17 protein-coding genes and 2 tRNA genes are annotated in these 19,512 nt (G+C 57.5%); 3 read left to right on the plus strand and 16 right to left on the minus strand.

Features of this window, described 5'->3' with window-relative positions:
- Positions 1-12: 12 nt before the first annotated feature.
- Together fnr and ylqF are read right to left on the minus strand one after the other, a co-directional pair.
- On the minus strand, positions 13-759 hold the full coding sequence (gene fnr, locus QPL98_RS11820) for a fumarate/nitrate reduction transcriptional regulator Fnr (protein WP_011785841.1): 747 nt from the start codon (positions 757-759) through the stop codon (positions 13-15).
- A gap of 267 nt (positions 760-1,026) precedes the next feature.
- On the minus strand, positions 1,027-1,950 hold the full coding sequence (gene ylqF / locus QPL98_RS11825) for a ribosome biogenesis GTPase YlqF (RefSeq protein ID WP_303293318.1): 924 nt from the start codon (positions 1,948-1,950) through the stop codon (positions 1,027-1,029).
- Positions 1,951-2,186: 236 nt separating this feature from the next.
- On the opposite strand from ylqF, the gene QPL98_RS11830 reads away from it, so the two are divergent.
- Positions 2,187-2,636, plus strand: coding sequence for a Spy/CpxP family protein refolding chaperone (locus tag QPL98_RS11830; RefSeq protein ID WP_014420689.1), 450 nt, complete (start codon positions 2,187-2,189; stop codon positions 2,634-2,636).
- A 62-nt stretch (positions 2,637-2,698) separates the two neighbouring features.
- On the opposite strand, the gene QPL98_RS11835 is transcribed toward QPL98_RS11830, so the two are convergent.
- The 5 genes from QPL98_RS11835 to QPL98_RS11855 all read right to left on the minus strand — a co-directional run bounded on the left by QPL98_RS11835 (position 2,699) and on the right by QPL98_RS11855 (position 10,223).
- Complete coding sequence (locus QPL98_RS11835) at positions 2,699-5,176, minus strand: RND family transporter (protein ID WP_303293319.1); 2,478 nt, start codon at positions 5,174-5,176, stop codon at positions 2,699-2,701.
- 48 nt (positions 5,177-5,224) lie between these two features.
- Positions 5,225-6,445: a methyl-accepting chemotaxis protein gene (locus QPL98_RS11840; protein ID WP_303293320.1), complete on the minus strand. Its 1,221-nt coding sequence runs from the start codon at positions 6,443-6,445 to the stop codon at positions 5,225-5,227.
- Positions 6,446-6,454: 9 nt separating this feature from the next.
- Complete coding sequence (gene lipA / locus QPL98_RS11845; RefSeq protein ID WP_011785836.1) at positions 6,455-7,501, minus strand: lipoyl synthase; 1,047 nt, start codon at positions 7,499-7,501, stop codon at positions 6,455-6,457.
- Between the two features lie 130 nt (positions 7,502-7,631).
- A complete protein-coding gene (locus QPL98_RS11850) occupies positions 7,632-8,909 on the minus strand; it encodes an O-acetylhomoserine aminocarboxypropyltransferase/cysteine synthase family protein (protein ID WP_113879841.1) in 1,278 nt (425 codons plus the stop codon).
- Between the two features lie 117 nt (positions 8,910-9,026).
- Positions 9,027-10,223, minus strand: a complete 1,197-nt coding sequence (locus QPL98_RS11855) for a serine hydrolase (RefSeq protein WP_181800068.1) — start codon at positions 10,221-10,223, stop codon at positions 9,027-9,029.
- Between the two features lie 117 nt (positions 10,224-10,340).
- Here QPL98_RS11855 and QPL98_RS11860 point away from each other — a divergent pair, with 117 nt between their 5' ends.
- Both QPL98_RS11860 and QPL98_RS11865 read left to right on the plus strand, forming a co-directional pair.
- Positions 10,341-11,042, plus strand: coding sequence for a transporter substrate-binding domain-containing protein (locus QPL98_RS11860; protein WP_153740895.1), 702 nt, complete (start codon positions 10,341-10,343; stop codon positions 11,040-11,042).
- Between the two features lie 25 nt (positions 11,043-11,067).
- Complete coding sequence (locus QPL98_RS11865) at positions 11,068-11,940, plus strand: amino acid ABC transporter substrate-binding protein (protein ID WP_303293322.1); 873 nt, start codon at positions 11,068-11,070, stop codon at positions 11,938-11,940.
- Between the two features lie 379 nt (positions 11,941-12,319).
- Here QPL98_RS11865 and QPL98_RS11870 read toward each other — a convergent pair.
- From QPL98_RS11870 to QPL98_RS11910, 9 genes are all read right to left on the minus strand, one after another.
- Positions 12,320-12,396: transfer RNA gene (locus QPL98_RS11870), tRNA-Met, on the minus strand.
- A gap of 91 nt (positions 12,397-12,487) precedes the next feature.
- Complete coding sequence (ychF, locus tag QPL98_RS11875) at positions 12,488-13,579, minus strand: redox-regulated ATPase YchF (RefSeq protein WP_153740955.1); 1,092 nt, start codon at positions 13,577-13,579, stop codon at positions 12,488-12,490.
- 83 nt (positions 13,580-13,662) lie between these two features.
- Positions 13,663-14,253, minus strand: a complete 591-nt coding sequence (gene pth, locus QPL98_RS11880; RefSeq protein ID WP_011785830.1) for an aminoacyl-tRNA hydrolase — start codon at positions 14,251-14,253, stop codon at positions 13,663-13,665.
- 21 nt (positions 14,254-14,274) lie between these two features.
- Positions 14,275-14,913: a 50S ribosomal protein L25/general stress protein Ctc gene (locus tag QPL98_RS11885; protein ID WP_011785829.1), complete on the minus strand. Its 639-nt coding sequence runs from the start codon at positions 14,911-14,913 to the stop codon at positions 14,275-14,277.
- Positions 14,914-15,078: 165 nt separating this feature from the next.
- The gene (locus QPL98_RS11890; RefSeq protein WP_011785828.1) at positions 15,079-16,029 is read right to left on the minus strand and encodes a ribose-phosphate diphosphokinase; all 951 of its coding nucleotides are present in this window, start codon (positions 16,027-16,029) and stop codon (positions 15,079-15,081) included.
- 52 nt (positions 16,030-16,081) lie between these two features.
- Positions 16,082-16,156, minus strand: a tRNA-Gln gene (locus QPL98_RS11895).
- 22 nt (positions 16,157-16,178) lie between these two features.
- Complete coding sequence (gene ispE / locus QPL98_RS11900) at positions 16,179-17,042, minus strand: 4-(cytidine 5'-diphospho)-2-C-methyl-D-erythritol kinase (RefSeq protein WP_153740956.1); 864 nt, start codon at positions 17,040-17,042, stop codon at positions 16,179-16,181.
- Positions 17,043-17,045: 3 nt separating this feature from the next.
- Positions 17,046-17,672: a lipoprotein insertase outer membrane protein LolB gene (gene lolB / locus QPL98_RS11905; protein WP_113879845.1), complete on the minus strand. Its 627-nt coding sequence runs from the start codon at positions 17,670-17,672 to the stop codon at positions 17,046-17,048.
- Positions 17,669-19,426, minus strand: a complete 1,758-nt coding sequence (locus QPL98_RS11910; protein WP_153740957.1) for a tetratricopeptide repeat protein — start codon at positions 19,424-19,426, stop codon at positions 17,669-17,671. Before QPL98_RS11910 ends, lolB begins: the two co-directional genes overlap by 4 nt.
- Positions 19,427-19,512 lie beyond the last annotated feature (86 nt).

A 19,512-nucleotide genomic window follows, 5' to 3' on the forward strand; every position in this document is an offset into this window, starting at 1 on the left:
ACTGGTTAGTGCTTACTGGCCCTGACGGGCGAAATCCCGCGTTACCATTTGCAGCGCTTCCACATCCAGCAGTTCCACTTCCCGCCCGCGAGCGCGGATGATGCCCTGATTCTGGAAGCGGGTGAAAACCCGGCTCACGGTTTCAACTGCCAGGCCCAGGAAGTTGGCAATGTCGTTCCTGGCCATGGGCAGGCTGAAATTGGTAGCCGACATACGACGACGCCGGAAGCGGCTGGACAGCGACAGCAAAAGCGCCGCAATGCGCTCTTCGGCGGTATTCTTGCTGAGCAGCATGGCCAGTTGATGGCTGTTCTGGATTTCCTGGCTCATCAGGTGATACATGTGGTGCTGCAGTTCCGGCAGCTTGCCGGTGAGTTCCTCAAGCCTGTCGACCGGGAATTCACATACGCTGGTACGTTCCAGTGCTTTGGCAGTGCAGGCATAGTTCTCGCTGCTCATGCTGTCCAGCCCCACCAGTTCACCAGGCATGAAGAAACCGGTTACCTGTTCTTCACCGCCTTCGGTAATAATGGATGTTTTGATGGAGCCGCTCTTGACCGCAAAGCAGGAGCGAACCGGGGTACTCTGATCGAAAATATGCTCGCCGCGGTTATAGATTTTCCCCTGCTGGACAATGTCCTCAAGGCGATCAAGATCGTTCTCTTCAATGGCCAGAGGTAGACACAGGTTGCTGAGGCTGCACTGGTGACAGGAGGCCTTGAGAGGGGATACTTGGTGAAGTCGAATTGCCTGGGCCATAGTTGACGAACCATCCGGGTTGATCCATTCAAAACCGCACCGAAGCGTGTGCGGTGCGTCCTCAGCCCCAACAGGTAAGGCTTTTGCCTGCGTTCGGGGCGGACACCCTGGGCAATCCGGATACCAGGGCATGCGGCGGATTCCCATGGGTGCCAATGCTGAAACATCTGGTTTCAGTCACCTTGATTTAAATCAAGTATAGCAAAAAAGGCTAGTCTTATGACCAAACTTTAGTCTTTACGGGTTTGGCTTTTACGCCACCTCCGGCTAGCGTTTCTTCTTCTTGCGCTGCTCGTCCTTTCTGGCTTTCTCTTCCGCCTCGGCCTGTTCCCGGGCTCGGGCTTCAACCAGTTCCTGTTCCACCATATCCGGCGTTTCCAGCGAGATCCGGCCGAGCGTCCCGGCTCGGAGTTCGTTCAGCAGCACTTCGGAAACCTTGTGCAGATCCGGTACCCCGCCGCGGCCCAGGAAACGGCGTTTTACGGCGATGGCATCCATCAGTGCCAGCCCATCCACGGGTCTTTCGTCCAGCCCGTAGCGGTTGACGACGAGCTCCGGGTAGTGGGCAATCAGATAATCCGCCTCGAACAGCGCAACATCCTCGAAATCCAGCACAGCACTGCGGATTGCGCCGGTTACTGCCAGGCGATAGCCGCATTGCACCGGCGACAGCTTGGGCCAGAGGAAGCCAGGGGTATCGTAGAGCAGAACGTTATCCGGCAGTTTGATGGCCTGTTGTGCCCGGGTAACCGCCGGCTCGTTGCCAGTCTTGGCGGCGGGCCGGCCAGCCAGGGTATTGATCAGTGTGGATTTGCCGACGTTCGGGATGCCCAGGATCATCACCCTCAAGGCGCTTTTCTGTCGATCATGCCCGGGCGTCATCTCTTCCGCCAGCTTGAGGATGCCCAGGGCTTCCTGGCGTTGATTGTGTGTGAGCGTGACCGCACGTACACCCCGTTCCCGCTCCAGCCAGGCCAGCCACTGCTCGGTGATGACCGGGTCGGCCAGGTCTCGCTTGTTAAGCACCTTGATCAGCGGGGTATCGCCACGCAGCGAAGGTACCAGTGGATTCTCACTACTGAAGGGAATCCGGGCGTCCACCACCTCGATGATGAGGTCCATCTGGGGCATGACTTTCTTGATCTCCTTTCGGGCCTTGTGCATATGCCCGGGAAACCAGTTAATGGCCATGGTGTTTACTCCGCTGATTGATTGAGGGCGCCATTATGCAGGGGAATGACTAAATTTTCACATTCATCAAATCCCGCCAGTGCCGCGCCCTCAGAGCGAATCAAACTGAGAACCTGTACAAATTGAAGGGATATCGGGGTGAAATGAAGTAGGTGAATGCTTTAGGGTGTCACTTCAAATGATTAAAGCCAATCCGTGGTGGCTCCCGACAGGCCGCCTCAATGATGGAGAACAGTATGAAGCTCGCAAAATTCATCGGTTCCGCACTTGTCGCCCTGACTATCTCAGCGCCGGCGATCGCACAGCAGTCGCCGGGTGGTCAGCCGGATCAGGTGGCCCAGCTTGCGCAGATGGTGGGGCTGTCTGAAGAACAGCAAACCGAGATTCGCGGCATCATCGACGACATGCAGGGCGAGATCGGCGAACTGCGCCAGGATGCCCGCTCGCTGCAGGAAGACCTGCAAGAGCAGATCAAGCCGGATTACGACGAGTCTGCCATTCGTGACAATGCCGCCAAACTCGGTGATGTGACCGGTGAAATTGCAGCGCTTTCTGCCCTGATGCAGGCGAAGGTGGATGCGGTGTTCACCCAGGAGCAGCGTGATGAGCTGGATCGCCGCATGAAACAGATGCAGCAGCAGATGCAACAACAGCGTCAGATGATGCAGCCTCAGGGCCAGCAGTAATTTGCTGAGTCGGTGTATTTGAGAGAAACCCCGCCGGAGCCTGGCCCCGGCGGGGTTTTTTGTTATGGGGTATTAAACGGTCGAACCAGAATGATCAGCCTGGGCAGCAAGGTGAGCGCACCCAGCAAGGCCATGAACATGGCAAAACCGGTGAACAGGCCAAAATAAATGGTGGGAATGAAGTTCGACAGCACCAGTATGGAGAAACCGGCAATGATGGTCAGCGAGGTGTAGAACATGGCCTGGCCGATACTGCGGTGACAGCGATGCATGGTGGCCAGGTAGTCGCCGTCTTTGGCGAACTCGGTTTTGAAGCGATGGATGTAGTGGATGGTGTCATCTACCGCAATCCCGACGGTGATGGCCGCCACGGTAATGGTCATCATATCCAGTGGAATGCCCAGCCAGCCCATCAGCCCCAGTACTGAGCCTGCGGCAATCAGGTTGGGTGCCATACCCACCAGCGCCAGCTTCACGGAACGGAACAGGATCAGAAACATGACCAGGATAGCGCCAAACACCACGCCGATGGTTTTGATCTGGGAATCGAACAGGCTCTGAAGCATGTTGTTGTACATCACTGTCATGCCTGAGAGCAGTATGCGATCCCGGTCGTAACCGAGTTCGGTGCTCAGGTGGTGGCGAATGTCATCCAGCAGCTCCTGTCGACGCAGGTCTGGCATGGTTTCGAGTATGCGGATACTGAATCGCGCCTTGTCCTGCTCCTCAGAAATATAAGGGGTCAGCAGAATATCCTGTAGATCGTCCGGTACGGCGGCGGGCACAAAGGCCAGCTCCAGGGCGTCCAGGGGCTCACCGCCGTTAACCTGGGCCAGCAGTTCGAGTGTGGTCTGTATGGACAGGACTTTGCCGGTCTCCGGCAGGCTATGCAGGTAATCATGCACCTCACCGAGTTGGCGCATTTTCTGATAGGTGTACCAGGTGTCCCGGTATTCCTCGTCACCGCAGTCTTCTACAAACGGGTCGCAGTCACTGGCGAATGGATCCGCGTTGGCGTTTTCCGGGGCGGGTTGATCGGTAATGACTACATCCAGCGGCGTGGTGCCCCCCAGTCGGTCGTCTATGGTGACCATGCCTTGATGGATTTCGGTGGAGGACTTGAAGTAATCGATAAAGCTGTTCTCTACCGTCAGTCGGTTCAGGCCAATCACGCAGAGCACGGCAATGACCCCGGAACTGACCAGGACCGTCCCGCTGAACCGCTCGGTGAAGCGGGCGAAGGCATCGGTGAAGGGCACCTTGTCTGAGCTCACGCGCTGGTCGATCGGGGGTGGCAGCAGGCTCAACAGGGCCGGGAAGATCAAGAAAGTAATGAGAAAAGCCACGGTCAGCCCCAGGGTCATCATCCAGCCAAAATCGATGACTGGCCGGATGCCGCTGAAGGTGAGGGAGCCGAAGGCAACAATGGTGGTGATCGCCATATAGAAGCACGGTCGGATCATGGTCATCAGGGTGTTGCGCAGGATGTTGTTTGGCGCAGCCTCGGGCTCGTCATGCTGGAATTCCCGGTAGCGCACAATCAGGTGGATGGTGAGCGACAGGGTCATGATCAGTAGCAGCGAAATAAAGTTGGACGAAATCACTGTCACCGGCCATTGGGCCCAGCCCAGAAATCCGACCATCAGCCAGACGGTAAAACCGCAACACAACAGTGGTACCACGACCCAACGCCATTGCCGGAAAATAATCGCCAGGGTGAGCAGCAGGAAAGCCAATACCCCGAAGCCGAAAGTGGAGAGATCGTTTTCAATAAACCGGATCATGTCGGCGACAATCATGGGCACGCCGCCCAGGTGGATGCTGGCGTGGTCGCGGTATTGCTCCAGTATGGCGCGAACCTGATTGATGGTGGCATCACGCTCTTCACCCAGTTGCTCGGTGTAGCGGATAAATTCGTCGCTTGTCTGCTCAAGTTGCGTCCGCTCGGCCACGCTGGCCTCGCCCCGATTCACCTTTTCCCGGAGTTCGTTACGCTGGTTGAGTAAGTCAAAATAGCGGTCCGGGGTTGGCAGGTTGACCTGGATGGCCGTGGTCTTGCCGTCCTCGCTGATGAGCAGGTTGGGGTACATGGGGTTGTCCAGCAACGCCTGTCGGCCGGTCTCCGGAGCCACATCGTGTTCATCCAGCGTTTTGATCTCGCTGTCGACGGTGTCCAGGGTAAGGTCCGGACTGTGCAGCAGCGGTACATTCAGAATGCTGTTGGTGGAACCGACGGCCTCAAGAGCCTGCAAGTCGTCGCGAAGAGCCCTTAACCGCGACAGGCCTTCGGTGGTGAACAGGGGCTCGTTGGGGGTGTAGGTGACCACCAGGAAATCGTCAGAGGTGGTGAAGGTCTGGTTTACCTGTCGGTACTGCTCCAGCGAACGATCGTTTTCCAGCACCAGGGATTCTGCCGAGGCATCCAGCCGGAACTGATCAAAACGCAGCGCGGTCAGTGCCAGTAGCAGGGCAAACAGGGCCAGAACAATCCAGGGGTGGGGCAGGATAAAACGGTCGTAGAAGGCGCCAAGGCGATTCATGAGTTACAACTCTGCAGTCAAAAACGAGTGCAGAGTGTGCCACAAACCTCAGCGAACTGTGACCTTTGCCGAGGCTTCTTCCAGTGAACGGATCAGTTGCTCCAGACGTTGCGTCATATCCGCGCTTTCCGAGAGCTGGACGACCATGTTCCGGGTAGTCTCCCGGATGTCCTGAACATTGGTCAGAACCTGATCGGTATCGGCGGTCTGTTCGGCAGACATATCCGCGATTTCCTGATTGGTCCGGTCGATACGACCGACCACCTCGTTAATGGCTTCCAGGGCCTGGCGCCCCTTTTCGGATTCTTCCACGCATCGCTCGGCGTCTTCTGAGCTCCCCGTCATCTGTTCGACAGCGGTATTCATGGAGGCCAACAGGCGATCCAGGGTGGTCTGGATCTGGTCGGTGGAGTCCTGAACCCGGCGCGCCAGGTTACGGACTTCTTCGGCAACCACCGCAAAGCCCCGGCCCTGTTCGCCGGCGCGGGCGGCTTCTATGGCGGCATTGAGGGCCAGCAGGTTGGTTTGCTCGGCAATGCCCTTGATTTCGGTAATGGTCTGGCCAATCTCATGGCTGTTTTCGGCCAGTGACTGCACGCTGCCAGCAGACTGGCGAACCACACTCGCCAGCCTGCGAATACTGTCGGCGCTCTGGCTGACCCGTTGGCTGCCATTTACCGCAGTTTTCCGGGCTTCTGTTGACAGGGTTTTGGCAATGCCTGCCTGTTCGGCAATGCCGACAAAGCTTTGCAGCATGGCCTCAACGGATTCGGCCGAGCGGTTGGCGCCTTCCTGTTGCCGCGTGAGGCTGTCCCTGCGTGCGGCGGCCCGCTGGGTGAGAGATTCGACCTCCTGGTGCAGGTGCTCGGTGGCCGTTTTCATGCTGCGAACGACATCAGATGTACGATCCTGCATCGCATTGAAGGCAGCGGCCATTTCGCCAATTTCATCCCGGGAGTCGACGTCGGCCCGACGGCTCAGGTCGCCGCTGGTCTGCACCGCAACCATGGTGTTCTTGAGCCGGTTAACATGGCGTTCGATAAAGGAAATCAGCAGCTGGGAACCAGCCATCTCCAGCGCCATGAGCACCGCCACGATCAGTGCAAAGCCCGGCGCGGTGTCTGCAAATACCTGGCTGAAGCTGGATTCGGTCTGGCCCGCGATCACCTGCATGGCATAGAGCACCAGCAGGCAGAGCACCGCAAACACGAGAATATTCAGCAACCAGAATTTGTACTTCAGCCGGATATTTCGCAACAGGGTCAGCATTGGCAGCTCTCAGTCAACGGCCTTGACCGGAATCTGCATCGCCTTGTCGGGCACGGGAACCTCCGGCACGCTCAGGCCCAGATTGTTCTTGTCGAATACCCGGTCGGCCCGGTAGCTGGAGCGAACCATGGGGCCGGACGGCACTTCCATGAAACCTTTTTCCAGACCAATGTCGCGGTAACGGTTGAATTCTTCCGGGGTGACGTAGCGCTCCACCGGCAGGTGGTTCGGCGTGGGGCGCAGGTACTGGCCCAGGGTGAGAATATCCACACCAATGGCGCGCAGATCGTCCATGGTTTCAAGGATTTCCTCTTCGGTTTCACCCAGACCCAGCATCAGGCTGGTTTTGGTGAGCACATCTGGCCGATGTTTCTTGGCGTGGGCCAGTACGCTCAGGGTTTTTTCGTAACCGGCACGGGGGTCTCGCACACGACTGGTCAGGCGCTTGACGGTTTCCACGTTCTGGGCGAAAACGTCCAGTCCGGAATCCACCACTTTTTCCACGTCGCTCATTACTGCATCAAAGTCCGGGGTCAGGGCTTCTACCGCCACCTCCGGGGTACGCTGTTTGATGGCCGAGACACAGGCCGCGTAGTGCGCGGCGCCGCCGTCGGGCAAGTCGTCACGGTCTACCGACGTCAGCACGATGTAGCGCAGGCCCATCAGTTCCACAGACTTGGCGGTGTTTTCAGGCTCTTCCGGGTCAAGCCAGCCTTTCGGGTTGCCGGTGTCGACTGCGCAGAATTTGCAGGCCCGGGTGCACACAGAGCCCATCACCATGATGGTGGCAGTGCCGTTGGTCCAGCATTCGCCAATGTTGGGGCAATGTGATTCCTGGCAGACGGTGCTCAGCCGGTGCTCGGTTACGTTCCGGCGCACGGCATCGTAGCGCTCGCCGCCTGGCATGCGCGCCCTCAGCCATTTCGGCTTGCGCTCCAGAGATTTGCCTTCCGTGTTTGATGATGAACGCTTGACGCCGTCCTTGATGGCGGAGAAGCCGTGTTCGTTACGGAATTTGGAACCACTGGTAATGCGGGGCTTTGCGCTTTCGCTCATTGGCCAGGAACTCTCGGATAAGGGTGTGGTGAACCTTTAAGAGTAATCGGCAGGCAGGGCAGTTACAAGGCAGGTAGGGGCAATCACGGGGTTACCGGGCACGACTTTGGTCGTACCCGGTTGAGGGAAATCAAGCCTGGGATTTTTCCAGGGCCTGAGTGATATCGGCGATGATATCGTCGGCATCTTCAATGCCGATCGACAGCCGTACAAGGTCTTCGCTGACCCCCGCACTTTTCAGCTCGTCAGCATTGAGCTGGCGGTGGGTAGTGGTGGCCGGATGGCAAGCCAGGGACTTGGCGTCGCCAATGTTCACCAGTCGCAGGATCAGATCCAGGGCATCGATGAATTTGGCGCCGGCTTCGCGGCCGCCTTTAATACCGAAGCTGAGAATACCGGAGGCCTTGCCGCCACAGATCTTGTCGCAGGTCGCCTTATAGGGGCTGTTCGCCAGGCCGGCGTAGTTGACCCATTCCACGGCGGGATGATCCTGCAGGAACTGGGCAACCTTCTGGGCGTTGTCGCAGTGGCGTTCCATGCGCAGGGCCAGGGTTTCCAGCCCCTGCATGATCAGGAACGAATTGAACGGCGACAGGGCGGAGCCGGTGTTGCGAAGCGGTACCACCCGACAGCGGCCGATAAAAGCGGCTTCGCCCAGGGCTTCGGTGTAAACCACGCCATGGTAGGAGGGGTCGGGCTGGTTCATCATCGGGAACTTGTCGGCGCTGGCCTTCCAGTCGAACTTGCCGGAGTCCACCACAACACCCGCCACCGTGGTGCCGTGGCCGCCGATGTACTTGGTCAGCGAGTGAATCACGATATCCGCGCCATGCTCGAACGGGCGGCACAGAAACGGCGTGGCGACAGTGTTATCGACAATCAGCGGAATGCCGTGCTTGTGGGCAATCTCGGCCCACTTCTGGATATCCACCACATTACCGGCCGGGTTGCCGATAGATTCACAGAACAGCGCCCGGGTCTGGTCGTCGATGGCGTTCTCTACCGCCGCGAAATCATCGTGGGGCACCATCTTGCATTCGATGCCCTGGTTGGGCAGCGAGTGGGCAAACAGGTTGTAGGTGCCGCCGTACAGCTGGCTGGTGCTGACAATGTTGTTGCCCACCTTGCAGATGGTTTGCAGGGCATAGGTAATGGCCGCCATGCCGGACGCTACTGCCAGTGCGCCAATACCACCTTCCAGCGCTGCCATACGCTCTTCCAGAACCGCGTTGGTGGGGTTCATGATGCGGGTATAGATGTTGCCCTGTACCTTCAGGTCAAACAGGTCGGCACCATGCTGGGTGTCGTCGAAGGTGTAAGACGTGGTCTGGTAAATGGGCGTGGTGGCGGCCTTGGTGGTCGGGTCGCTCTTGAAGCCGGCGTGCAACGCGAGAGTAGCTGGTTTCATCACAACATTCCTTGCTGGTGGATTGTTCGTTATTGGTTTAAGGAGCCGAGTATGCCACAGGCATTCGGGCTTCGGCACAGTTCCGGCGGTTATACCGATATAAGGCAGAGGGCGGAGTCAGTCCAGGGCGCCGTATACCAGAGCTCTGAGCTCTTGTCGGATGGGATAGGACGAAGACGGCATCAGCTGGGTCATGAAAATCACCACCAGATCTTCCACCGGGTCGATAAAGAAGCTGGTGCTGGCCAGGCCGCCCCAGCCGAATTCCCCCGGCGAACCAATCGTGGCGGATTTGGCGATATCGGTTTTGACCGAGAACCCTAATCCGAAGCCGCTGCCGGCATAAGGTGTTTCAGTGAAGCCGCCAATAGACAGGGCAGGGAGATCCTGGCCGTCCGGCAGGTGGTTCAGGCGCATAAACTCCAGGGTTTTGCGGCCGATGATGCGCTGGCCCTGATATTCGCCACCCTGGCACAGGGCCTGGGCGAAGCGGAAATAATCATCTATGGTGGAGACCAGCCCGCCGCCACCCGACAGGAATTTTGGTTCCTTCAGATAGCGCGACCGCTCCGGATCATCCTGGAGTTTCATGGTATTACCGGATTGGTACAGATAGCAGGCGGCAAAGCGTTCCCTCTGGTCCGGTCGCACATGAAATCCGGTATCGGTCATGCCCAGGGGGCCAAAGATGTGCTCCTGAAAGTAGCTGTCCAGAGACTGGCCGGAGAGCAGCTCAACCAGGTAGCCCAGGACATCGGTAGACACAGAATAGTTCCACGCGGTACCGGGAGAGAACTCCAGCGGTAACTCGGCCAGCCGGTCGACCAGCTTGTCCAGAGTCAGAATGGTGCTGCCATCCAGTTTCAGCTTGCGGTAGGCGGCATCCACCTCGGTTCGCTCGGTGAAGCCATAGGTCAGCCCGGAGGTGTGGGTCATCAGATCCCGGATGGTCATGACTGAGGCCGCGGGTTCGGTCTCGAAATCCGGATAACGGCCTCCCTTGTAGACGCGTAGATTGCGCCAGCCTGGAATGTATTTGTGGACCGGGTCGTTAAGCAGGAACTTGCCCTGCTCGTACAACTGCATCATGGCAATACTGGTGACGGGTTTGGTCATGGAGTACACGCGGAACAGGGTGTCCCGGTTCATCGGTAAGTTTCTCTCCACATCCCGCAGGCCCTGGGCGTGACACCACAGAATCTCGCCATGCCGGGCTACCAGGGTAACCATTCCAGGAAGCTTCCCCGGCTGAAGGTAATGAGTGTCAAAGAAAGAAGCGATTGGCTCGAATTTTCCGGTATTCCGTTTTGGCATAGTCACTTTGCACAGGTATTGAAGAGGTTAGTTCGATCAGCGTGTTGCCGGCAGACAGGGCATTTCTGTACTACCCTGAAACCACCGTTCGAGTTGCACGGGCAGGGAGCAGCTGACATGGGCAGGATACCGCACTGGCTTGCGCCGGTTTTAATCTACTTTCTCACTATACCTTCATTATCGGGTGCCGTAACTGACAAGACCGTCTATCCCGTCGGTGTTTTTGAGGGGATCCCGCGGGAAATTGGCGTTGAGAACGGCTCGCTGGTTGGCCGCTTTGCCGACATTTACCGCTGCGTCTTTGATCGGGTGGAAGGGAACTTCCAGTTTATTGAGATGCCGCTGGCGAGAATTCTTTTTCAGTTGGAGAAGGGAGAATTGGCGATTGGGTTGCCTCTTGTGCAGACGGCAGACCGCGACCAATATGCCGATTTTGGTGGCAGGCTGTTCCAGACCGAATACGTATATCTGTTTTTGGAGCAATATCCGCCTTTGCGCCAGGTGTCCGGCCTGCGTTATGCCTTTGTGCGTCGGTTCATAGGCAACCAGTTTCTTCAGGGAGACAACGCCAGTGCGGTCATGGTGGCTGAATGGAAGCAGGCCGTTGATATGGTGAAGCTTGGCCGCGCTGATGTCGTGGTTTTACCGGCGGTTCTTATCGACCATTTGATGGCGGGGTATGAAAAGCCATTCTACGTACGAACCGCGGCGTGGGTAGATCTTTCGTTGTATGTGTCACACCGCTTCGGTGCGGAGCGATTGGCACCGGAATTCCGTAGAGCTATTCGTGATTGCGAATCCTATGATGACCGCGAGTAATGGCTGACCCGGATTCTATCCTTTTTTGTGGAGCAATCGTTCAAAAAGAAGTACTGTATTCGGTAGCGGCATAAACTGTTTACCGGTGGCCTATCCCTTGATATCAGATTCTCTGTACCGTTTTCTCTTCTATGTCCTGCTGTTGATTCCTGGTGCAGTGAAGTCAGACGCGTTTCCATTGGCTCCCCTCATCGTCATGGCGCCCGACATACCCGGGATGTCGGAGCCAGGTGAAATTGGCCGAGATGTAGAATTGGTGAATGCTGTGCTGGAGGCCTGCGGCTGGGAAGCCGAATTTGTCTATCAGCCCTTCGGTCGCCACATCCGCACTTTTCGCGACCTGACTGCCGCCGATGCCGTTATGACGGTCCCGCTATCTTTGGATATACCGGGGGTCTCCACGTCTGCCTATATCTGGTACCACAACGGCGCTTTCTATAACGCGTCGGTGGTTGGTCCCATAACGACAATTGATGATCTGGCAGGGTTAAGGGCGGTTACGTTTCAGAATGGCATCGACATACTCAGACTATCTGATCGCGTGGATGAGTTTGAGCTGTTGCTGGAGGTGACTGACCAGATGATCCACGCCCGGATGCAGTTAATGGGCCGCGTTGATGTCATTCTTGCCGACGGTCTTGTGGTGGCTACTCTGGACAGGCGGATCCGTTCAGACCGTCGTTTTGGGGAGAGTTGGCCAAAAGAGCTGGACGATTTTGTATTCTATCCGGTTTTCAATCCTACTCCTTACAAAATGGTTTTCCGAAGTGAGGAGCTTGCCAGTCAGTTTGACGAATGCTTTGATCGCCTCAGTGCGAAAGGCCGGATCGTTGAAATCAACAGCAAACACATTGATCAGTATCAGGAGCTGCTGCTGCACCGGTATTTGGGGTTCTAGTCAGTTCGCATCGCGGTGTCGTTGAGAATGCTCTATTGCGGAGCCTGGTACTTCTGCATTGGAAGCAGGCGTGTCGTCCAAAGGGATTTGTTTCTTTCTCGTTGCTCTTAAACGGGGACGCTCACCAGGTTCTTTTGACCGCTGATACTGACAGTCCCCGACTAACCGTCTCTGATGGCGGCTATCTGATTCTGAACTGGTCTTTATGTTCAGAGCGGAAGCATCCTCAATAGCTTCTCCATCCGGCATTCACTGACCGTGATTGACAGTGTGTTTCGGGGTGCAATAGCGCCGGCAAAGTTGTTGTGGGCAACCGGGGGTCAAAAAGGGGACAACCATAAAAAAAGGGCTACAACGTGAGTTGTAGCCCTTTGAATTCTGGTAGCAAGGGGCGGAGTCGAACCGCCGACCCCAGCATTATGAGTGCTGTGCTCTAACCAACTGAGCTACCTTGCCATTTCGCTTCGGGACACGCCCCAAACGAGGCGCGTATTTTCGGTATTTGGGCTCATCCTGTCAAGGCTTTACGGCCAAAAAATACCGAAAATTACACGTTGAACCGGAAGTGAATAACATCGCCGTCTTTGACGATGTAATCCTTGCCCTCCAGGCGCCATTTGCCGGCATCTTTGGCGCCGGCTTCGCCGTTGTACTGCACGAAATCGTCGTAGCTCACCACCTCGGCCCGGATGAAGCCGCGTTCGAAGTCGGTGTGGATAACGGCAGCCGCCTGAGGGGCTGTGGCGCCGATTCTGACGGTCCAGGCACGCACTTCCTTCACGCCGGCGGTAAAGTACGTTTGCAGGCCAAGCAGGCCGTAACCGGCGCGGATCACACGGTCCAGCCCAGGTTCTTCCATGCCCATTTCGTCCAGGAACATGGATTTCTCTTCGTCTTCCAGTTCAGAGATCTCGGCTTCCAGCTTGTTGCAGATGGGTACCACGACCGCGTTTTCAGAAGCGGCAATCTCACGCACCTTGTCCAGGTGGGGATTGTTCTCGAAGCCGTCTTCGTTCACGTTGGCGATGTACATGGTGGGTTTGACGGTAAGCAGGCAAAGCTCGCGAATCAGTGCCATCTGGTCTTTGTCCAGGTCCATGCTGCGCACTGGCTTGCCTTCGTTCAGTACCGGCAACAGTTTTTCAAACATTTCCAGTTGGGCCTTGGCTTCTTTGTCGCCACTCTTGGCGACGCGCTGGACGCGTTTGATGGCTTTCTCTACGGTGTCGAGATCGGCCAGGGCCAGCTCGGTGTTGATCACTTCGATGTCGGAAGCGGGATCTACCTTGTTGGCCACGTGGATGACGTTTCCGTCTTCAAAGCAGCGCACCACGTGAGCAATGGCATCGGTCTGGCGGATGTTGGCCAGGAACTGGTTGCCCAGGCCTTCGCCCTTGGAGGCGCCGGCGACCAGGCCGGCGATGTCGACGAACTCCATGGTGGTGGGCACCACTCGTTCCGGCTTGACGATCTCCGCCAGTTTGGTGAGGCGCGGGTCTGGCATGGCCACCACGCCGGCGTTCGGCTCGATGGTGCAGAACGGGAAGTTTTCCGCGCCGATGCCGGCTTTGGTCAGTGCGTTGAACAGGGTGGATTTGCCGACGTTGGGAAGGCCGACGATGCCGCAGTTAAATCCCATGGAATGCCTCTGCTGGAACTGAAAAATTTGGGCGGATTATACCGGTGTATCGGTAAGGGTGCGAGTAAGGGGATGTGCCTTGCTCAGGGCGTTGGTTTGAAGCTGTGCAAACGGTTCATGGCGGCAGCCAGTTTGCCGCTGGCGGCATCCGGTAATACCCGCATGACTTCGTCAAACACGGCGGTCAATTGTTCGGTTTCCTGTTTGCCCAGTCGGCCCAGTACAAAACCGGTGACTTTGCGGCTGTCGCCGGGGTGGCCTATGCCAAGGCGCAGGCGCTGGAAATCGTTGGTGCCCAGATGGGCGATGGTGTCGCGCAGCCCGTTGTGGCCGCCGTGGCCGCCGCCTTTCTTGAGTTTGGCCGTGCCGGGAGGCAGGTCAAGCTCGTCGTGGGCAACCAGAATCTGTTCAGGGGAGATCTTGAAGAAGTCCGCCAGGGCCTTGATGGCAGTGCCGCTGCGGTTCATAAAGGTGCTGGGGTTCAGTAAGTGCAGGTCCAGGCCCTGCCATTGAATGCGGGCGTATAGCCCGTGATACTTCTTTTCGGGACGGAGCGTCTGACCCGCTTCGCGGGCCAGCGCTTCGACGAACAGGGCGCCGGCGTTGTGGCGGGTATTCTCGTAGTCGGAACCGGGATTTCCCAGTCCAACCACCATGACAATATCCTGTGCCATTCGCCGTTGCCCCCGGAGTTATTACTCCTCGCCGCCTTCTTCGCCTTCCTCGCCTTCAGCGTCGTCCGCCTTGGCGCCTTTCGGCTTGTGGATAGAGGCAACTGGCAGGTCGTGGTCTTCGCCCTGCTGCAGAGCGGCAACTTTAACGCCTTTCGGCAGTTTCAGGTCGCTCAGGTGAACTACCTGATCCATCTCGACTTCGTTCAGGTCGACTTCGATGAACTCGGGCAGGTTCTGCGGCAGACAGATCACTTCAACTTCGGTCATGGTGTGGGAAACAATGCCACCCTGGAGTTTCACGGCCGGAGCTGTGTCTTCGTTGATGAAGTGCAGCGGTACGTTAACGTGAATCTCGTGGTCCTTGTCAACGCGCAGGAAGTCGGCGTGAGTCAGGATGGGCTTGTACGGATGACGCTGCAGATCCTTCAGGATCACGCTCTCTTTTTTGCCCTGAATGTCGACGGTCAGGATGTGAGAGAAGAAGGCTTCGTTTTCGATGGCCTTTTTCAGCTCATTGTGCCAGATGGCGACCGGAGTTGCGTCTTTGCCGCCACCGTAGATGATGGCCGGAATCTTACGCTCTTCGCGACGCAGGCGGCGGCTCGCACCTTTCCCCTGATCGTCACGAGGAAATGCTTCAATAACAAAATCCTGAGACATGGTAATTACCTCGTTGGTCATCTGAGCGGCCCGCGACCAGGCTCTGAACAGATGAGCATTTCAAAAAGACCGGAGTTTTCCGATCGACTAAAAGAGTCGGGAGCCCTGTTGGACTCCCGACCCGGAAACTGCCTTTAAGTCTGAGGGTTACAGCGATAAGTCTGTTCAGACGTTCTCGAACATGGCGCTGATGGACTCTTCGTTGCTCACGCGGCGAATGGATTCGGCGAGCAGCCCAGCCATGCTGAGGGGGCGGATTCTATCACAATTTTTGGCTTTGTCACCCAGCGGGATGGTGTCGCACACCACCAGTTCGTCCAGCTCCGAGTTGTTGATGTTCTCGATGGCCGGGCCGGAAAGTACCGGGTGAGTAATGTAGGCAACCACGCGGGAGGCGCCGTGCTCTTTGAGCGCGTTGGCGGCTTTGCACAGTGTGCCGGCGGTGTCGACGATGTCATCCACCAGGATGCAGGTCTTGTCGCGGACGTCACCGATGATGTGCATTACCTGGGAAACGTTGGCCTTGGGGCGGCGCTTGTCGATGATGGCCAGGTCGGCATCATCCAGGCGCTTGGCAACAGCGCGGGCGCGGACAACGCCGCCTACGTCCGGAGATACGACGACAAAGTTCTCGAACCGCTGTTTTTCAATGTCTTCAAGCAGTACCGGGGTGGCGTAGATGTTGTCCACCGGGATATCGAAGAAGCCCTGAATCTGGTCGGCGTGCAGGTCTACGGTCAGCACACGATCCACGCCAATGCTGGAGATCATGTCGGCGACCACTTTGGCGCTGATGGCTACCCGGGTAGAGCGAACGCGACGATCCTGACGGGCATAGCCGTAGTAAGGAATAACGGCGGTGATTCGTGTGGCGGATGCACGACGCAGGGCGTCAGCCATCACGATCAGTTCCATCAGGTTGTCGTTGGTGGGGTAGCAGGTGGGCTGGATAATGAAAACGTCGTGACCACGAACATTCTCATTGATTTCAACGGTGGTCTCGCCATCGCTGAAGCGGCCTACAGTGGCCTGGCCCATGGGAATATGGAGTTTTCTGGCAATATCACGCGCAAGTTCGGGGTTGGCATTGCCAGCGAAAATCATCAATTTGGACACGACAGCATCCTTCTCAGTATCGGCGTTTGATTCAGAAGAAGCGGGAGAAAGGTGGCTGGGGTGGCAGGATTCGAACCTGCGCATGACGGGATCAAAACCCGTTGCCTTACCACTTGGCGACACCCCAATATCATCGTGCTTTTTTGGCATCATTTCAGCTCTGTCAGCTTTTTGTGCAGAGGTGAATGGTTCACCCCTTTAGCTACGAACCCCGTGATGCCGGAGGGTTTGCTTTCCCAGATAATCCGGGCTGCGGATTCTGTCGGGAAACGTCCAAAAATGCAAGCCCCGGTTCCGGTTAATCTTGCAGGTCCGAATTGTGAAAGCCACTCCAGGCTCTGGTTAACCTCAGGATACAGTTTTCGAACTACATCCTCACAGTCGTTTCGGTACCTCGAGGCGTCTCCCTCAAAAGCGGGGCGTATTTTGATTTTTGGTGTGTCCCTTGTCAACCCTTCGGCTGAAAAAATCTTTCCGGTGCTGATGTTGCACTCGGGTTTGAGCACCAAAAACCAGTCTTCCGGCGGGTTTGTGGGGGTCAGCTTTTCGCCGACACCCTCGCCAAAGGCTGCATGGCCACGCACAAATACCGGCACATCGGCGCCCAGGCGCAGGCCGATTTCTGCAAGCTGGTCTTCGCCCAGATTCAGTTCCCAGAGGCGGTTCATTGCAAGCAGGGTGGTTGCGGCGTTGGAGCTGCCGCCACCCAGGCCGCCGCCCATGGGCAAGCGCTTGTGGATGTGAATGGTAACGCCGGGGAGCGTGTTCTCGGTGGTTGCGGCCAGGCCTTTGGCTGCCCTGATCACCAGGTTGTCATTGTCCGGAACGCCTGATACGGGTTCTGCCAGTCGTATGCCGGGCTGCTCCGGAGTCAGTGTGAACGTGAGTTCGTCGCCATAGTCCAGAAACTGGAACAGGGTCTGGAGCTCGTGGTATCCGTCCGGGCGCCGGCCAACGATATGCAGGAACAGGTTGAGTTTGGCGGGTGAGGGCAGGGTAATCCGGGTTAACAATACTCAGTCCTCTTGTTGCCATTCGCTGATGACCACGCGTACCCGTTTGTCGCCGTTCAGGGCTGTGATCCGGGCAGGAAGCGCGGGCAGGCTGTCAATGAATGGCTGCCAGCGGTCATAGCGAATTTCCCAGCCATCCTGCCGCAGGATGGCCAGTTGGTGCTGTTCGTCGAATAGCAGGCGGAAATCACCCTCCGGCGCCGGCAGTCCTCGAACCCACCAGGCGAGGTTGTCGATGGGCAGGTTCCACCCTGTAGCGGCGGCCACCAGGGTTTCCGGGTCTGAGGACTGGTAGGTCTCACCATTGGCCAGGGTTAATTCTATGAAGCCCGGAACGCCCGTGAGTCGTGTTGTGCCCATGCCCAGGAATGAGGATGACAGCGAGAGGTCGTAGCGTTCACCCTGCTGGCGCCAGCCGTTGATAATGGCAGTGCCGCTGTCTGAGGGTTGTTTTACCGCCAGCTTTCCTCTCAGTTGCCATTGGTCAAAGCGGCTCAGGTGGTTGCTGCGCTCGGCCCAGTCGGCGGGCGGCTGGTTGGTCATGCCCTCGGGCAAGGGTTCCAGCTGGATGGTGGTACAGCCGGTCATGGCACCGGTTAGCAGTGCCACGCCGAGTAGTCTTCGGATCATTGGTCGGCCCCATCACTGGTCAGCCGGTCGATGGTTTCCCGAAGAATTTCATGGTCCGGGTTCTGGTCCAGTCCTTCTTCCCAGATGATGCGTGCCTGTTCTTCATTACCGGTTACCCACAGGACTTCGCCATAGTGTGCCGCTACTTCCGGGTCCGGGTAGGCTTCCCAGGCGCGGGCCAGAAAGTCGAGGGCCTGATTCGTTTCGCCCTGGCGAAACAGTATCCATCCCATGCTGTCCAGAATGGCCGGGTTTTCCGGATCCAGCGCGAGGGCTTTTTCAATATAGCCGCGGGCTTCATCCAGGCGATCAGTGCGCACCGTCAGAATGTAGCCCAGGGCGTTCAGGGCAACGGCATTTTCCGGTTGCAGTTCCAGGATGGTTTTCAAATCCTGTTCGGCACCAGCCGGTTCTCCCATGGTGTCCTGCAGCATGGCCCGCGCATAGCGAAGTTCAACGTTGTTGGGGTAGCGTTCCAGTGCGGCATCGGCTGCGGCAAGGGCTTGCTCATTCCGCTCCTGGTCGATCAGCAGATTCACCTCCAGCAGCCAGAACTTCTCGGCGTGATCAGGGGCTCGCTCGCGCAGGTTCTGGATGTGGGCAATGGCCTGGTCCAGTTCGCCGGCCTGGGCCTGCAGTTCGCTGGCACGGGCCAGCGACGGGAAGAAATAGTTTCCCCGTTGCACGCTCTGGTAGTACTCGATCGCCTGGTCGGTATTGCCGGCATCTTCCTCAATGCGTCCCAGGTAGTAGCTGGCTTCGTCTTCATGGTGGCCCTGCTCGATCAGGCGAATCAGTTCCTCCCGGGCCAGTGCGGGTTGCTGGTTTTCCAGGGCGACCAGGGCGTGTGAGAGTCTCAGCCCCGGGGTGTCCGGATAGCGTTTTACCAGCCGTTCGAATTCGTCCTGGGCGGCCTGCAGTTCGCCCTCGTTGATCAGCATGCGGCCATAGAGGGTGCCCATCTGGCGGTTGGCCGGGAAGCGCCGGGTATTGGTGGTCAGGTAATTCAGGGCCTCACGTTTCTGCCCGGTCTGGTAGAGCAGATCGCCCTTTAGGATGATGGCGGGCTGGAAGTTCGGCTCCTGCTCAAGCAACTGGTTAATCTGCCGGAGGGCGACCGTGGGGGTGCCGGTTATTTTCTGCAGCAGGGCAATGCTGTACTGCAGTTCGGGGTTATCCGGGTGCTTGACTGCCAGTTGACTGTAAAGCGCCAACAGCTCCTGTTGCTGCGCGGGCGGCAGTCCCGCGGCCATGGCAGCGAGGCTGTCAAAATCCGCGTCTTCTCCCTGGTCCATGATCTGCTCCATATGGAACAGGGCGTTTTCCAGTTTCTGGCGCTTGACCGCCTGAATGGCCGATATCCGATGTGCCTCCAGATTGTCGGGGTCCACGTCCAGCCAGAGCGTAGCCAGTTGTTGCTGGGCATTGTCTGCATTCAGAGACTGGGCGATCCGCATGGCCCGCTCAATCACGCCGGTGTCCCGTGAGGTTTTCGCAGCCTGGAGGTAATTGACCAGGGTGACATCGTAGCGCCCACGCTGGCCGGCCACTTCAGCCGACAGAAGCTGATAAAGCACTTCCGGTTCGAATTCGGCATAGTTGATGGGCGTGGCAGGCGGGGTAGCTGCGGGGGTATTGGTCCCGGTTACCTCATCGGCGGGTTCCGGGGTGCCAGAAAATACAGCGCAGCCCGGAAGTGTGACGAGAGTAAGCCCCAACAGGCAGGTAACCAGATACGGTGCGGATTTTTGCATGCAACTTCCTGTGTGCTATCGGCGATAGGTCAGTGAAAACCGTTTTCCGCCCGGTAATTGAGGCAGATCGGGTTGCGGCCACGGCC

The sequence above is a fragment of the Marinobacter sp. ST-43 genome (assembly GCF_030541085.1).
GTDB lineage: Bacteria > Pseudomonadota > Gammaproteobacteria > Pseudomonadales > Oleiphilaceae > Marinobacter > Marinobacter nauticus.

Bases quoted from the DNA above. Each gene is read 5' to 3' on its own strand.
- fnr (WP_011785841.1), bottom strand. From the start codon at position 759: ATGGCCCAGGCAATTCGACTTCACCAAGTATCCCCTCTCAAGGCCTCC.
- ylqF (WP_303293318.1), bottom strand. From the start codon at position 1,950: ATGGCCATTAACTGGTTTCCCGGGCATATGCACAAGGCCCGAAAGGAG.
- QPL98_RS11830 (WP_014420689.1), top strand. From the start codon at position 2,187: ATGAAGCTCGCAAAATTCATCGGTTCCGCACTTGTCGCCCTGACTATC.
- QPL98_RS11835 (WP_303293319.1), bottom strand. From the start codon at position 5,176: ATGAATCGCCTTGGCGCCTTCTACGACCGTTTTATCCTGCCCCACCCC.
- QPL98_RS11840 (WP_303293320.1), bottom strand. From the start codon at position 6,445: ATGCTGACCCTGTTGCGAAATATCCGGCTGAAGTACAAATTCTGGTTG.
- lipA (WP_011785836.1), bottom strand. From the start codon at position 7,501: ATGAGCGAAAGCGCAAAGCCCCGCATTACCAGTGGTTCCAAATTCCGT.
- QPL98_RS11850 (WP_113879841.1), bottom strand. From the start codon at position 8,909: ATGAAACCAGCTACTCTCGCGTTGCACGCCGGCTTCAAGAGCGACCCG.
- QPL98_RS11855 (WP_181800068.1), bottom strand. From the start codon at position 10,223: ATGCCAAAACGGAATACCGGAAAATTCGAGCCAATCGCTTCTTTCTTT.
- QPL98_RS11860 (WP_153740895.1), top strand. From the start codon at position 10,341: ATGGGCAGGATACCGCACTGGCTTGCGCCGGTTTTAATCTACTTTCTC.
- ychF (WP_153740955.1), bottom strand. From the start codon at position 13,579: ATGGGATTTAACTGCGGCATCGTCGGCCTTCCCAACGTCGGCAAATCC.
- pth (WP_011785830.1), bottom strand. From the start codon at position 14,253: ATGGCACAGGATATTGTCATGGTGGTTGGACTGGGAAATCCCGGTTCC.
- QPL98_RS11885 (WP_011785829.1), bottom strand. From the start codon at position 14,913: ATGTCTCAGGATTTTGTTATTGAAGCATTTCCTCGTGACGATCAGGGG.
- lolB (WP_113879845.1), bottom strand. From the start codon at position 17,672: ATGATCCGAAGACTACTCGGCGTGGCACTGCTAACCGGTGCCATGACC.
- QPL98_RS11910 (WP_153740957.1), bottom strand. From the start codon at position 19,426: ATGCAAAAATCCGCACCGTATCTGGTTACCTGCCTGTTGGGGCTTACT.